This window comes from Pseudohaliea sp. (assembly GCF_040217025.1).
Taxonomy (GTDB): domain Bacteria; phylum Pseudomonadota; class Gammaproteobacteria; order Pseudomonadales; family Halieaceae; genus Pseudohaliea.
The window spans coordinates 778,501-792,917 of the sequence record NZ_JAVJOA010000008.1 but is presented as its reverse complement, the minus strand read 5'-3'; the positions used below and the strand labels follow the sequence as shown (position 1 = coordinate 792,917).

Annotated in this window: 9 protein-coding genes and 3 tRNA genes; 7 read left to right on the top strand and 5 right to left on the bottom strand. The window is 69.4% G+C overall.

Annotated features, from left to right (window positions below):
- Positions 1-23: 23 nt before the first annotated feature.
- Positions 24-524 carry a peptidylprolyl isomerase gene (locus RKE50_RS07865; protein ID WP_350035674.1) on the bottom strand — a complete coding sequence of 167 codons (501 nt, stop codon included), beginning with the start codon at positions 522-524 and terminating at the stop codon, positions 24-26.
- A 198-nt stretch (positions 525-722) separates the two neighbouring features.
- On the opposite strand from RKE50_RS07865, the gene RKE50_RS07860 reads away from it, so the two are divergent.
- From RKE50_RS07860 to RKE50_RS07840, 5 genes are all read left to right on the top strand, one after another.
- Positions 723-2,396 (top strand): glutamine--tRNA ligase/YqeY domain fusion protein, encoded by a 1,674-nt coding sequence (locus tag RKE50_RS07860; RefSeq protein WP_350035673.1) that lies wholly within the window; start codon positions 723-725, stop codon positions 2,394-2,396.
- Positions 2,393-3,778 (top strand): cysteine--tRNA ligase, encoded by a 1,386-nt coding sequence (cysS, locus tag RKE50_RS07855; RefSeq protein WP_350035672.1) that lies wholly within the window; start codon positions 2,393-2,395, stop codon positions 3,776-3,778. The genes RKE50_RS07860 and cysS overlap by 4 nt, the downstream gene beginning before the upstream one ends.
- 121 nt (positions 3,779-3,899) lie before the next feature.
- Positions 3,900-3,976 (top strand) — tRNA-Pro (locus RKE50_RS07850).
- 54 nt (positions 3,977-4,030) lie between these two features.
- A tRNA-His gene (locus RKE50_RS07845) sits at positions 4,031-4,106 on the top strand.
- Between the two features lie 86 nt (positions 4,107-4,192).
- Positions 4,193-4,269, top strand: a tRNA-Arg gene (locus RKE50_RS07840).
- Between the two features lie 268 nt (positions 4,270-4,537).
- On the opposite strand, the gene RKE50_RS07835 is transcribed toward RKE50_RS07840, so the two are convergent.
- The 3 genes from RKE50_RS07835 to RKE50_RS07825 form a co-directional block, all read right to left on the bottom strand.
- Complete coding sequence (locus RKE50_RS07835) at positions 4,538-5,191, bottom strand: hypothetical protein (RefSeq protein ID WP_350035671.1); 654 nt, start codon at positions 5,189-5,191, stop codon at positions 4,538-4,540.
- A 414-nt stretch (positions 5,192-5,605) separates the two neighbouring features.
- Positions 5,606-7,504: an autotransporter assembly complex protein TamA gene (locus RKE50_RS07830; RefSeq protein WP_350035670.1), complete on the bottom strand. Its 1,899-nt coding sequence runs from the start codon at positions 7,502-7,504 to the stop codon at positions 5,606-5,608.
- The gene (locus tag RKE50_RS07825; RefSeq protein WP_350035669.1) at positions 7,494-11,093 is read right to left on the bottom strand and encodes a translocation/assembly module TamB domain-containing protein; all 3,600 of its coding nucleotides are present in this window, start codon (positions 11,091-11,093) and stop codon (positions 7,494-7,496) included. The genes RKE50_RS07830 and RKE50_RS07825 overlap by 11 nt, the downstream gene beginning before the upstream one ends.
- A gap of 104 nt (positions 11,094-11,197) precedes the next feature.
- Here RKE50_RS07825 and RKE50_RS07820 point away from each other — a divergent pair, with 104 nt between their 5' ends.
- On the top strand, positions 11,198-11,695 hold the full coding sequence (locus RKE50_RS07820) for a ricin-type beta-trefoil lectin domain protein (protein ID WP_350035668.1): 498 nt from the start codon (positions 11,198-11,200) through the stop codon (positions 11,693-11,695).
- A gap of 80 nt (positions 11,696-11,775) precedes the next feature.
- The gene (locus RKE50_RS07815; RefSeq protein ID WP_350035667.1) at positions 11,776-12,066 is read left to right on the top strand and encodes a hypothetical protein; all 291 of its coding nucleotides are present in this window, start codon (positions 11,776-11,778) and stop codon (positions 12,064-12,066) included.
- 9 nt (positions 12,067-12,075) lie between these two features.
- Here RKE50_RS07815 and RKE50_RS07810 read toward each other — a convergent pair whose 3' ends face one another.
- Positions 12,076-14,385, bottom strand: coding sequence for an archaeosortase/exosortase family protein (locus tag RKE50_RS07810; RefSeq protein ID WP_350035666.1), 2,310 nt, complete (start codon positions 14,383-14,385; stop codon positions 12,076-12,078).
- Positions 14,386-14,417 lie beyond the last annotated feature (32 nt).

Here is a 14,417-nt window from a genome sequence, read left to right as displayed (position 1 = left end):
GCCCCGGGCGATGAGTTGACGCCTCAGGCGTCGTCGTCGACCGTGACCGACTCGATGATGACCGTATCGACCGGGACGTCCTGGTGCCCGGCGCGGGAGGTCGTGGGCACGGCGCGGATCTTCTCCAGCACTTCTTCTCCCTCGACGATGCGGCCGAAGACGCAGTAACCCCAGCCCTGCATGCTCTTGCTGCTGTGGTTGAGGAAATCGTTGTCCTTCACGTTGATGAAGAACTGCGCCGTGGCGGAGTGGGGCTCCATGGTGCGCGCCATGGCGATGGTCCCGTAGTCGTTGCCGAGGCCGTTGTCGGCCTCGTTCTCGATCGGCTCGCCGGTGGGCTTCTGCTTCATGCTGGTGTCGAAGCCGCCACCCTGCACCATGAAGTTGTCGATAACACGGTGGAAGATCGTGCCGTCGTAGTGGCCTGCCCGGGCGTAGGCGAGGAAGTTGGCGACGGTTTTCGGCGCTCGCTCCTCGTCCAGGGCCAGCTTGATCTCGCCGAAGGTGGTTCGCATCGTGACCATGTCTGTTCCAGCTCTTGCTGCCATCATAAGCCGGGCGATCATACGGACTTTGGGCGCCGCAGAGAACCACGGCGGCGACGATTGTGAGAATTTGCACAGGGTTGGCGAGACGGCGCGGCTGCGGGCAGCGCGGCTATCAGGGGCCCGTCGCAGCCGGTATAATGCGCCGCCCTTTCCCAGACCGGTACCGACGCGCGCATGGAAACGCCCGCTCCGAGACATTTTCTCCGCACGATCATCGCCGACGACCTGCGCGAGGGCCGCGTCGCGGAAGTGGTGACCCGCTTCCCGCCGGAGCCGAACGGCTACCTGCACATCGGCCACGCCAAGTCGATCAGCGTGAACTTCGGTCTCGCCGAGGAATTCGGCGGCCGCTGCCACCTGCGCTTCGACGACACCAACCCGGAGAAGGAGAGCCAGGAATACATCGACGCCATCTGCGCCGACGTGCGCTGGCTGGGCTACGAGTGGGCCGGCGACGTGCGCTTCGCCTCGAGCTACTTCGACCAGCTCTACGCCTGGGCGCAGCACCTGGTGCGCGAGGGCAAGGCCTACGTCTGTGACCTGGATGCCGACCAGGCCCGCGAGTACCGGGGCACGCTGACCGAGCCCGGGCGCAACAGCCCCTATCGCGAGCGCAGCGTGGACGAGAACCTCGACCTCCTCGAGCGCATGCGCGCCGGCGAGTTCGACGAGGGCAGCAAGGTGCTGCGCGCGAAGATCGACATGGCGGCGCCGAACATGAACCTGCGCGACCCGATCCTCTACCGGATCCGCAAGCGCGCGCACCACCAGACCGGCGACCGCTGGTGCATCTACCCGACCTACGACTTCGCGCACGGGCAGGAAGACGCAATCGAGGGCGTTACCCACTCCATCTGCACCCTGGAGTTCGAGGACCACCGCCCGCTCTACGACTGGTTCATCGACAACCTGCCGGTGGACTGCCGGCCGCGGCAGTACGAGTTCGCGCGGCTGAACACGAGCTACACGGTCACCAGCAAGCGCAAGCTCAAGCTGCTGGTCGACGGCGGCCACGTCGATGGCTGGGACGACCCGCGCATGCCGACGATCGCGGGCATGCGCCGCCGCGGCTTCACGCCGGCGGCGATCCGCCGCTTCTGCGAGATGGTCGGCACTTCCCGGGCGAACGGCGTCGCCGATGTGGCGATGCTCGAGCACGCCATCCGCGACGACCTGAACGCGAATGCCCCCAGGGCCTTCTGCGTGCTGGAGCCCCTGCGCGTGGTGCTCACCAACTACCCGGAGGGCGAGCAGGAGACGCTGACCCTGCCGCGGCACCCGAGCCGCGAGGACCTCGGCAGCCGGGAGCTCACCTTCGGCCGGGAACTGTTCATCGAGGCGGACGACTTCCGCGAGAGCGCGAACAAGAAGTACAAGCGGCTGGTCCTCGGCAAGCGCGTGCGGCTGCGCGGGGCCTACGTTATCGAGGCCACCGGGGTCGACAAGGGCGATGCCGGGAACATCACGACCGTCTACGCCGAGCTGGTCCCGGGCACCCTGGGCGAGGACCCGGCGGACGGCGTGAAGCCCAAGGGCGTCATCCAGTGGCTCCACTCGGCTACGGCCCGCCGCGCCACGGTCCGCCGCTATGACCGCCTCTTCGCCCACCCCTCACCGGACCGGGACGAGGACTTCCTCCAGCACCTGAACCCCGAATCCCTGGTGACGGTCGACGCCGCGCTCGTGGAACCCGCGGCCGCGGATGCCGGCCCCGAGGCGCGCTTCCAGTTCGAACGTCTCGGCTACTTCGTGACCGACCGGCACGGCCACGGCCCGGGCACGCCGCTGTTCAACGAGACCATCGGCCTGCGCGACAGCTGGGGCGGCGGCGAGGGCCAGGACGCATGAAGGACCTCGCGCTCTACAACACGGCAACGGGCCGCAAGGAAGTCTTCGAACCCCGCGTGCCCGGTGCCGTGACCATGTACGTCTGCGGCCCCACGGTCTACAACCTCGCGCACATCGGCAACGCCCGTCCCGTGGTGGTCTTCGACACGCTGTTCCGGCTCCTTCGGCACCGCTACGCCAGCGTGACCTACGCGCGCAACATCACCGACATCGATGACAAGATTATCGCCGCAGCGCGCGAGGGCGGCCGGTCCATCGGCGAGGTGACGGACGAGTTCACGGCCAAGTACCGCGAGGACATGGCGCAGCTCGGGGCCCTGCCGCCTACCCTCGAGCCCCACGCCACGGAGAACATCGACGCCATGGTCCGCCTCACGGAGCGGCTGGTGGAGCGGGGCCATGCCTACGCCGCGGACGGTCACGTGCTCTTCGCGGTGGAGTCCATGGCGAATTACGGCCGCCTGTCCGGGCGCCGCCTCGAGGACATGCTGGCGGGTGCCCGGGTCGAGGTGGCCGACTACAAGCGCCACCCCGGCGACTTCGTGCTCTGGAAGCCCTCCAGCGACGACGACCCGGGCTGGGCCACGCCCTGGGGCCGCTGCCGGCCGGGCTGGCACCTCGAGTGCTCGGCGATGATCCGCGAGCACCTCGGCGAGACGATCGATATCCATGGCGGCGGCCGCGACCTCATCTTCCCGCACCACGAGAACGAGATCGCCCAGAGCTGCTGCGCCTACGGCGGCGAGTTCGTGCACTTCTGGATGCACAACGCCCACCTCGACATCGACGGCGAGAAGATGTCCAAGTCGCTGGGCAACGTGCGCACGGTGCGCGAGCTGCTCGCGACGTACCCGGGCGAGACCCTGCGCCTGGCGCTGCTCTCCGGGCACTACCGCTCGCCGCTGAATTTCTCGCGGGAGCTGCTCGAGCAGGCGCAGCACACGCTGACGGGCTTCTACAACACCCTGCGCAGCGTGCCGGAGGCGGCGGACGCCGGGGCCGAGGTCGACATCGAGGACGAGCCGTTCTACGCCGCCCTCTGCGACGACCTCAACACGCCGCAGGTGCTGGCGGAGATGCACGCTATCGCCAAGGCCCTGCACAAGGCCCCTGCGGCGGAGCGGTCGCGGCACCGGACGCGGCTTCTCGCGACGGGCAGCTTCCTCGGCATCCTGGGGCACGACCCGGAAGCCTGGCTCAAGGGCAGCGGCGGGGCGGGGGACCTCGACAGCGACGCGATCGACGCGCTGGTCGCCGAGCGCAGCGAGGCCAAGAAGAACCGGGACTTCGCCCGCGCCGACGCGATCCGCGACGAGCTGACGGCCGCGGGCATCGTGCTCGAGGATACGCCGGAAGGAACGCTCTGGCGCCGCGAGGACTGACGCTGGGCGCGGCGGAAAAACGGGGTATACTTGGCCGAATCGCGTTGACTTCCCCGGGGCCGCTGAGTAGGATGCGCGGGCCTGAAAACGGGTTCCGGGGCGGCAGCGCGCAAGGCTCTTTCGGGGTATAGCGCAGCCTGGTAGCGCGCCTGCTTTGGGAGCAGGAAGTCGGGAGTTCGAATCTCTCTGCCCCGACCAACTCATCGACGCCACAGTCAGTTGGTCACCGCGCACAGCCTGAACCTGTCAATGGTGGCCGTAGCTCACCAGGTAGAGCACCGGATTGTGGCTCCGGAGGTAGGGGGTTCGAGACCCCTCGGCCACCCCACCTTTTCTTGTTTATCACCCCCTACCGCTTGCCCGCGGCCCGACACGTTCCCGCGGGAACGCGTTTCCCGGTAAAATCTCCCGTACGCGCCCATAGCTCAGCTGGATAGAGCATCGGCCTTCTAAGCCGACGGTCCGGGGTTCGAGTCCTCGTGGGCGCGCCATTCTTCTCACAGAGCAGGATCTCTGGCCACAGGGTGCATGGCACGGTGACGCCAGAGCACTCGTCGAGAGCCCTTGTTAAGTGTACGGCAGCGAAGTTAACGAGACGTTCCAGTAGTGCGAGTGTGCGAGAGAGGACGGCGAACCTTATCAGGCACGCCTGCAGGCACTGCACTAGGCAGGTGTGGCCAGCACGAAAAAACCGTCGGGCGGATCTGCGGCTTTCGCCTTAAAGCAGATCCGCCGTCCATCGTTAGCTGCTCCCGGTACTCAAGCCTTCGTAGCGGGGTGCTGACGCCTTCTGCCGGCAGCCAGTAGACCGATCAGGCCAAGACCACCTGCGAACAACGAGAGGATCCCGGGAGCGGGCACCGGGCTTGGGTCTGGGCTGAATTCGGTGAGCCACCGGCCGGTGAAGGAAAAATCTGTAGGCTGAGTACTGCCCGTGAAGAAAACGTTGACGAAGAAGTCCTCGCCTTGGTCGAGCACCTGCGATTCGCTCTGCGCCCGGAAGGAAATCGCATCGGGCCCGGTAAGAAATGCTTCCCAGAAACCATCGGGCCCGAACGGCTCATTACAGAAAGTTGTACCCCCGGCGCTTCCTCCGGCGCATCCCGCGCCGTTACCAATAGCGATTGAGGCTGGGTCGATGGGACCGACACCGGAGAAGACGAGGTCCATGCCGAAAGCGGAGTCCGGCTGAAGGTAAGGAGTAACGCTCGCACCAACCCCGGGGCTGCCCCAGTTGTCAAAGGGTCCAACATTGTTGAGTATCCACGGCTCGGCCGCCTCGCCGACGAAGGTGCCGCTCGTGCCAAAGCCACTGAAGATATAGTCGGCACTCGCTGGTAGCGTAGTTGCGGTGCCGATAAAGCCGATGATGGCTGCGCCAATCGGTGAGGCTAATTTTCTTCCCTGCTTCATTGTGATCTCCCTGAGTCGTCTCCAGACGCAAACGCCGTCTCTCAGCTACGGCGGGTGCAATCATGCAGAGATCGTGCCACTTCTGAAGACTCGCCGCCATCGGTTTGGAAAAAGCGACAACCACGCGTCTTTGGCCGTGATCAGGCAGAGACCTCCAGTGCTTTGCAGGCCCGGTCCACAGGTTCTACTTGTAAAGTTTTTCGACGCGCTACAGGTCGATGCTCGCGCCTCTGCCGGTGCGCAAGGAACCACCACTTTCCCTGCTGATTGTTCACCTCTACCGGCATCTGGCGAACTCTCCTCACTATGACGCGCGGCGAGCGTCAACGATCCGGCTCAGGAGGCAGTGGGTTCAAGTCCTCTTGCGGCTGCCAAAGCACACGCCGCGGCAGCTAGCAGGCCGCCCGCGGCGTGTCAGAACTCCGGCCCCACGGTAATGTAGAACTGGAAAGCGCTGTCCGCGTCATCGAGGGGGAAGCCGAGGTCCAGGCGGGCCGGCCCGAAGGGCGAGCGCCAGCGCACGCCGATGCCGGCGCCGACCCGGGTCTGGAAGTCGTCCGGGTCGTTGAAGGCGTCGCCGCCGTCCACGAAGACCGCCGCGCTCCAGTCCGGCAGGATCCGCTGTTCATATTCGATGCTGGCCACGACCTGGTGCCTGCCCCCGGTGATACCGTCTTCCGGGAACAGCGTCTCGAAGCCGTAGCCGCGGATGTTGCGCGCGCCGCCGCCGCGGAATTCATAGAACTCCGGCATCTGGTTGAAGGTCACGCCGAACACCTCGCGGTCGTCGGCCTCGGAGTAGCCCAGGTTGCTGCGCAGCAGCAGGCGGTTGTTCTCCCCGACGGGAAAAATGCTCCAGTGATTCAGCCGCGCCTGCCAGAAACTGATGTTCGAGCCGACCTTCTCGTGCGAGCCCAGCAGCCGCAGACCGAGGTAGTCCCCGCGCCGGATGAATCGCTCGCTGTCGGCGTGGCTCAGGCTCACGCGCAGCTCGGGAATCGTGGCGCGAAAATCCGGCGTCAGGGTGGCGTAGGCCTCCCGGCCGATGATCTCGTCGATGATGATCTGTTGATCGTCGTCGGGCAGGTTGCCGAAGAGTACCTCGAACACGTCGTAGGACTCGGCAGCGAAATTGATGCCCGCCGCCGCCTGCACGTCGAAGCTGCCCAGGCGGGTCCGCGGTAGATCCAGGAACAGGGCGGCCAGGTTCGTGGCAATCCGCGTGGCGCCGCCGTCCTCCAGGTCGACATCGCTGAAATTCAGGTCCTTGCTCTCGTGGCGGATGCCGAACTCGAGCTTGCGGCCGCCGAGGGGGTCAACGGGCACCTGGTAGCGGAAATCCCCGGCAAAGCGCTCGCGCTCCTCCACCGCCGTCACCCCCAGGTTGAAGCGGTGGCCGTGACGGCCGAAGTGCCGGCGCGTCCAGTCCAGCTGTCCGCCGAGGCCGGTTTCCGTGCCCCAGCCCAGGCGGCCGCGGTAGCGGTTTGCCTTGAACGGCGTCAGGCGCAGCGTCAGCGGCACCACCGCCTGCGCGCCGTCGCCCGGCGACCCCGCCTCCACGGTCACGTCACTGAAGTGCCCGCTGCCGGCGAGGGCGCGGCGCTGCCGGGACAGGAGGTCGCGGTTGAAGCGCATACCCGGCTCGACGACCAGGTAGCGCTCGAGGTAGCTGTCGGCAAAGCGCGACGGCTCGAAGCTCACGGGGCCGATGACGTGGCGCCGGCCGGTCTGCAGCACGAGCTCGATGGCTGCCGCGTAGCGGTCGAGGTCCACCGCGACGCGGTGCGTCGCGTAGTGCGCGTCCTGGTAGCCGAGCCGCCGGGCGATCGCGAGCAGGCGGTCTTTCTCCGCCTCGTAGTGCTGGTGGTCGAAGCGGGCCTGTTCCTCGAGGTCCGGCCGTCCCAGTTCGGCGAGCAGCTCGTCGTCGCTGTCGCCGGGGCCCGCCACCGCGAAGTCAACGGCCTCGATCGGCAGCGGCGGGCCGGGCTCGATGCGGTAGCTCGCGCGCCAGCCGGCGCCGGTAGCGGACGGCGCTGTCAGCTGCGCAGTGATTTCCGGCCGGTAGAACCCGAAGGGCTGCAGCGACCGGCGCAGCGCCGGGGCCGCGCCGTCGTGCAGCTGCTCGATGCGCGCCGGAGACAGCGTCCCGTCGCCGGCGTAGCGCGCGAGGGGCAGCGCCGCGCGGGCGTTGTCGAGGAGCTCACCGTCGACGCCCTCGATCTCGACCTCGACGCTGTCCGCGGCCGCGGGCAGCGACGGGGCCATCGCCAGCGCGCTATAGAGCAGCGCGCGGCGCAGGACGCTAGTTTTCATGGGTGAACATCAGGTTGAAGTTGCTGTCCGCCTCGCCGACGTCTGCGCCGAGCCCGTAGCGCGGTGTGATCGTAAACAGCGCGTCGAACTCGCTGGTCTGCTCGAGCAGGTTGTAGCCGTAGCCCACGTACACGCGTTCCGTGAGCTGTGTGCCGATGGCCAGGACGGTGCTGTTCTCGCCCGTGCCGGTGCCGGTCAGCAGGTAGGACTGGATTTCCGCCGTATCGAGCTGCGGCCGCGAGAAGAGCTCGAGCTCCGGCGCCGTGGCGGGTCCGGAGAGCTGCACGCCGACGACGGACACGGCCGGGTCCGCGTCGATCCAGCGCACCGCGCGCAGAAACACCTCGGGCTCCGTCACGGGCACACCGGCGTAGAGGACCTGCCCCGTCTCGATGTCGAGGTCCTGGCCGAAGGAGCGGAACGTGCCGTCGACGAGAGAGATGCCGCCCCGGGCAATTGGCAGTAGCTCCTGCTGGTCCGGCTGCAGGTTGAAGCCGATCGCCCCCTCCAGCCGGGTGACCAGGCCGAGCGCGTTGACGGTGACGTCACGGCCCAGCACCAGGCCGACCTCGGCGGCGATGCGCAGCGGACTCTCCAGGCCGGCAGCCTCCTCGCCTGGCTGTGCTTCCTCGCCGAGAATCACGACATCCGGCGACGGCCCGACCAGGACGCCGGGCCGGGCGCCGACGGCGGGGCTCTCCGTCGTGGCCGCACCCAGCTGCAGGCGCGGCGTGATCTCGGCCCGCGGAACGGTCACCAGGCCGCGAACGCTGAGCAGGTCCGGTGACCAGTCGATGGCCAGGTCCGGTGAAACGAGCACGCGCGCATCGGCCGTGTTGTAGGCCATCAGGCCCTCGCCGCGCAGCTGGACCGCCGCCGTGCCGGCCGTCGCATCCACGCTCCCCGCGATCTCGAGCCTGCCGTCTCCGGAGCGGAGCCCGCCAGTGAGAGCCAGCTGTTCGGGCGTCTCCGCGCCCGGGGCCAGGCGCAGCTCGATCTCCTCCAGGTCGAGGCCGGCAACGGGCAGGGTGGCGGCGCCGTCCGAGAGTCGCAGCTCGCCCTTCAGCAGCGGCGCATCAAGGCTGCCGGCGAGGTCGAGGTCGGCGCTGAGCCGGCCCGCGCTGGTACTGATCGGCTCGGCGAAGGCGGCGAGGATCGCGAGGTCCGGGAGCGCGGCCTGAACGCGGCCCTCGAGCGGCTGGGCGGCGGCGAGCGGCAGGGCCCGCAACGCCGGCAGGCGCAGCGCCAGGTCGACCCGCCCGTCTGCCGGCGCGGCGAAGCCGGCGGCGGCGCGCAGGCCGTCGTCGCCGACGCTGAGCGACAGGTGGCCGCCGCCGTGGGGCAGGGGGTCCGCGTCGAGTTCCTCCGGCAGGCGCACGGCGCCGGCGCCCAGCTCGAAGCGGCCGTCGGCTGCCAGCGCGCCGTCCGCCGTGATCCCGGCGCGGAGATCGCCGGAAAGCTCGCCGGTCAGCGTGGGCAGGAAGGCCTCGACGGGGAGGGCGGTGAGCGCGAGCGCCAGCGTCCCCGCGCCCGTGGACTGCCAGTCGCCGTCCAGGCAGACACGACCGGTCCCTGCTCTGCGCTGCAGGCAGGCCGCCTCGAGGCGCAGCGCCTGTGCGGCCAGGAGGAGGGGAGACGGGCTTTCCAGGTCCCAGGCCCCGGCCGCGTCGCTCTCGGCCCGGAGCATCCGGAGCCGGCCCTCCCAGGTGGTCGTGTCGATTGCAAGCCCGCCCTCAAGCTCTGCGTTCAGCTGCGCTGCCGGCGCCCGTGCGGCGATGGTCAGGGTGTGGTCTGCGTTGCTGCCGTCGGCCTCGACGGTCAGCGCATCGAGCAGGGCCGCGTCCCCATCGCTCACCCCGGCAACGGCGAGGCCCAGCGTCAGCGGGGCGTCGGCAGCGAGGCCCGCGCCCAGGTCGAGGTCCACGCTTTCTACCGAGAGCGTGTCCAGCCCGAGGGATTCCGCTTTCAGCCTCGCGACGGCACGCGGTGCGGCGGGGGAGCCCAGCAGCCTGCCCTCGCCGTCGACGCGTCCCCTCGCGCCCGGCAGGAACAGCCCCGCGTCGGCAATCGCCAGGGCCCAGTCCAGGTCGAGATGCTCGGCGGACACGCTGCCGCTGGTATCGAGTCGGGCCGTGGCGCTGTGCAGCGACAGGCGCGCAACCTGCAGCACCTCCCCGGCCAGCTGCATCTCGCCCGCCAGCTCGACGGGGAAGCCGGCTGCCGTGGCGCGAAGCGCGTCGACGCTCAGTCCGGCCGACACTGTGCCCGCGCTGTCGAGCTGTCCGCGCGTTCCGAGGGCGGCCTCCACGGGGCCCGACAACGCGGGCAGGAAGGGTGCCGGATCGAGACCGCCGGCCTCGATACGCAGGTCCCAGGCCGGCTGCGGGTCGAAGGCCACGGGACCGCTGGCTTCGATCCACCCGCCGAGCAGTTCCCCGCGCAGGGTCTCGAGCACCAGGCCGCGGGTATCGCCGCGCGCCCGGCCTTCCCAGCGCGAGGCGGGGAGTTCGGCCCCCGTGGCGCCGGCGCGAAGGGTCACCCGGTAGTCGCCGGCGTGTCCCGCGATGCCGATGCGGCCGTCATCGCTGGCGAACAGGGGGGTGGCGGTCGCGCCCAGCGGCCAGCGCAGTGCCTTCCAGTCAAGTTCCGCGGAGACCGCCGGGTCTGCCGTGGTCATGCCGGAGACCGTGCCGTGCAGGCCCAGCGCCAGCGGCGCATCGTCGAGGGCGAGGGACGCGGTTTCAATGGCCAGCTCATCGCCGCGCTGTCGGGCGCTCAGCTGCCCGGCGGCGGCAACGCGGTCCGGTAACTCCGGCACCAGGCCCTCGACGCCCTGAACGTCGAACCGGTAGGCCAGGGCCGCTGCAAGACCCTCCTCGTGCCAGTCCACCGTGCCGTCGAGAGAGAGCTGCGCGGACACGTGCTGTGGCGGACGCTGTCCGTCCGCGGTGGCCTGCGCGGGAAGCAGGCCGTCGGCGACCAGCGTGAGCTCGACCGGCATCGTCGATCGCAGCCCGGCCGAACCGGCGAGCGACAGCCCGCCCTGCGGTACACGCAACTGCAGAGCAGAGAGCGCGAGCTTGTCGCCACGGAAACTGCCTTCGAGCGTGAGGGCATCGATGACCTGCTCAACGGCATCCGGCATGACGACGGTGACCCGCTCGAGGGCCACACCGCTCAGCACCACGTCGACGGGGAGGCGGGCATCGGCCGGGTCGAACGCACCCGCCGGCGATGCGTCTTCCCCGCTTTCGCTGATGACCAGCCGCGCATCGCGGAGGGACAGCGCGCTGACCCTGAGCTCACCGCCAAGCAGCGCTCCGGGCTCCCAGGCGAGAACCGCGCTGGCTGCGGTCAGGCGCAACCCGGGCTGCTCGAACGCGAGATCGCTGAATTCCACCCGTCGCCAGAGCGAACCCTGCAGCTCCGCCCAGCGCACCCCGACGCCGAGCCGGTCGACGGCAAGGCCGGCGACCCACCGCGTGCCGCGCTCGGTGGCCAGGAGCCCCGCGACGCCGGCCGAGACCAGCACCACCAGCAGTATCAGTGCCAGCCCCGTGAGCAGCGCCAGCCGCGCGAGCTTGGGCACGTCAGAACTCCTCTTCCCGCTAGGTGTCAAAGTAATTGAAGCCGCCGGTCGGTGGCGTTACGTTGACGACTGTAGTCACTCCGGGCAAGCAAAGGAAGCCATTGATGAACCCGACCTACCGTATTGCCGCGGGCCTGCTGGCCGCGCTCCTCGCCGGCGGCGCCGCCGCCCAGTTCAATACCGATGCGATGAAGAAAATGCAGAAAGAGGGCCTCGAGCGCCTCGACGAGCAGAAGGCGGCCGAGACCGCAAAGCCGGCCGGGGCCGGTAAGGCCGCTGCTGCGCGGCGGGCCTACCGCTTCGGCAACAACCTGTGCCTCGATGCCCGCGGCGCGCTGTCCGTGGAGCCGTGCAACGGCAAGGCGGCCTCCCAGCAATGGGCCCTGGGCGCCGACCGTCACCTCGTCGCCAGCGACGGCCGCTGCCTGGCCGGTGCCAGCCTGGTCAAGTGCGGCCAGGGCAAGTTCCAGCAGTGGACCTACGACAAGCGCGGCCGCCTGCGCAACGACGCCGGCCAGTGCCTGCAGCCCGGCAGCGCGAAAGCCGGCGCCCCGGTCAGTGCGGCCGCCTGCAGCGACGCGCCGGCGCAGGTGTGGCAATAACTCGCTCCGGATGGCTCGCGCAGCCCTCGCAGCCGTGATCTACACTTTCAGCTGAGTATCGTTGCGAGGGGAGTGCCGGCATGCAGGGCAGCAGTGAATCCGGGTCGCCGGGGTTCGAGGCGGCAGGCGCGGCCCGCAAGCGGGAGGGTGCGGCGAGGTTGCAGCGCAACGCCGCTATCCTGCTGGGTGCCGGGGGAGGCACCGTCCTTCTGCTGATGTGGATCGTCGTGGCCATCCTGGGAGGGAATCCCGGCGCCCTGGTCGTGGCGACGGTCATCCTCGTCGCCCTGGTAATCGCGCTCGAGAGCCTCTCGAGGCGCAACCGCGCCAGGGCCGCCGCATCTTCCGGCGTTAACCCGCAAGGCGACTAGCTTGAAGGCTCAACCCGGTCCGGCCGCCAACTGAGGTCGCTGAGCGGCACGCAGTTGCAGGAACTGCGCGGCAAGATCCCGCTCTCCAGGGCCCCGGCCCTCGCTATGAAAACTCACCATGCCGGTCGTCACCGGCTTTCCGCTCAGCCTGCGCCAGCCACTCAGCAGGCGGAAGGCAAGCCGCGAGCTGGTGGCCGTGTCGCCGACGAAGTAGGTGTACGCGGTGCTGTGCCGGTCACGGCTGCCGGCACGTGTCCAGAGGATCGTGCGGAACGCGACGCAGTCGGCTCCGCTGCAGTGGCGCAGCTCATCGGCGCCGGAGTGGCGCCAGCCCGTACCGGGCGGGCGCAGGAGACGTTGCTCCGGTGGCCGCGCGTTGCCCGCGCTCGTTGCGAAGATGCGCACCTCGCCGCCGTCGTCCCCGGGAAGCGACAGGATGCGGGCGTTGTCCTGCCCATCCCCCGCCAGCCAGCGACTGCCCGGGTTATCGGCGGCGAGGAGCGCCAGCTCAGCGTCACCATCCGCGGTAGCGGCAACGACGGATCGCGAGGCCGACGTTGCGAGGCCCAGCGTAGTGACGCCCAGCGTGACCACGACCAGCACCCCGGCCATCAGCGGCGCCAAGGGGGCGAGGCGTCCGCGCGGACCCGCAGGGGCGGTTGCGGGAATGGCGGGGAGCGGAGACGCGGGCAGGCGGTGCACCGCGAAGAGCATCAGCGCCAGCAGACCGAAGAGCACCGCCAGCTGGACATCGCCGTGCGCATCGAGCCCCATTTGCGAACCGCGGCGGTAGTCGAGGGCGACGATGGCGCAGACGCGCACCGCATTGCTGAGGATGCCCAGCGCCGCGCCCAGCGCGGCCAGGGCGACAACCCGGGCCAGCGAGCGGTACAGCATCAGGCCGAAGCTGTAGCCGAGGAACCCGCCCAGCGCGAAGGTGGCCAGGCCGGCGCAGGCATCGATCACCACGTAGCGGTGTGCGCCGACGTGCACGGTGTAGCCCTCGCGCTCGAAGGGCAGGTCCAGCAGTGCCGCGAATCCGTCGATCCAAAGCACCGTGAGTTCGCGCAGGGGCACGAGGAAGAGGTCGCCGGAGGGCACGGCGAGAAAGAGCAGCAGCATGAGCGGCAGGTAGCGACCGTAAAGGCGCCAGCCCAGGGCGCAGACCGCCACGCCCTGCAGGGCGAGCACCAGCGCCAGGTGCTGGCCGAGCCGGATGTCGACGATGCCGGCTCCCAGCCACAGCAGCAGCGCAAGCGCCACCACGCCCAGGCCGCCGAGGCTCGGCCGGGGGTGCGCGGCCAGCAGTTCCTCCCGGTACGGCCAGCAAAGCAGGTAGAGGAACACGCAGGGCACCAGCCAGGCGTACTGGTAGCTGTCGGAGCTGCCCCAGATCGCGGCGAGGTCCTGCACCGCAGACCACATGCCGACGAGCACGAGCAGGGCGCCGCCCGCGGCCAGCCAGGCCGCTGAGCGCGACGCCGGCGCTGCGCTTCCGCCTGCCCGCGCGGCGGCCCCCGATTCCGCCGGCTCCCCGGGCGCATGACCGGGCCTGTATTCGAAGGGCTGCAGCAGGGCGGCAGCCAGGGTGCCGTCAACCGGCCGGCGGAACTGCTCCAGCCCCACCCGCTCCACGGTTTCCCGGCCCGGATCGCAGTAGCTGCCGAAAAGGCGGTCCCAGATACTGAGAACGCTGCCGTAATTCGAGTTGGTCTGCGCCTGTACCGCGGAGTGGTGTATGCCATGCACCGACGGTGTTACCAGCCAGTAGCGCAGCCGGCGGTCTATCGCCTCGGGAACCGTGAGACTTGTATGCGTGTACAACGACGACAGCGTCGCGACCAGCAGGTAAAGACCGAGCGCGAGCGGCGAGAACCCGAGGGAGAAGAGCAGGATCAGCATCAGGACGCTGGTCAGCATGCCCTCCAGCGGGTGGTGGCGCTGGGCGGTGGTCACGTCGACACCGGTATCGCTGTGATGGACGAGGTGCAGACGCCAGAGCAGGGGCACCTCGTGAAACAGGCGGTGTTCCCAGTAGCGCCAGCAATCGAGGAAGAGGAAAACCAGGATGGCCTCGACGGCCAGGGGCAGGCCGAGGCCGCCGACCAGGCCCCCGTCAAGCTCCGCGGCGACGCCGGTCAGGCTGCCGGAGAACACCAGCGCGGAGGCGATACCCCCGGCAACGAACAGGCCCAGGTTCGTGAGCCAGCGGTTCCACGGCAGCTGCAGCGCCCGCCTGCCGTGGGCGGCGCGCTCGGCGACCAGCAGCGCGAGGCCGAGCGCGACGAAGGCGCCGCCCGTCAGGTTCTCGTAATCCACGGGGATGGGCCCCGCCGGCCGGGTAGAGGCTG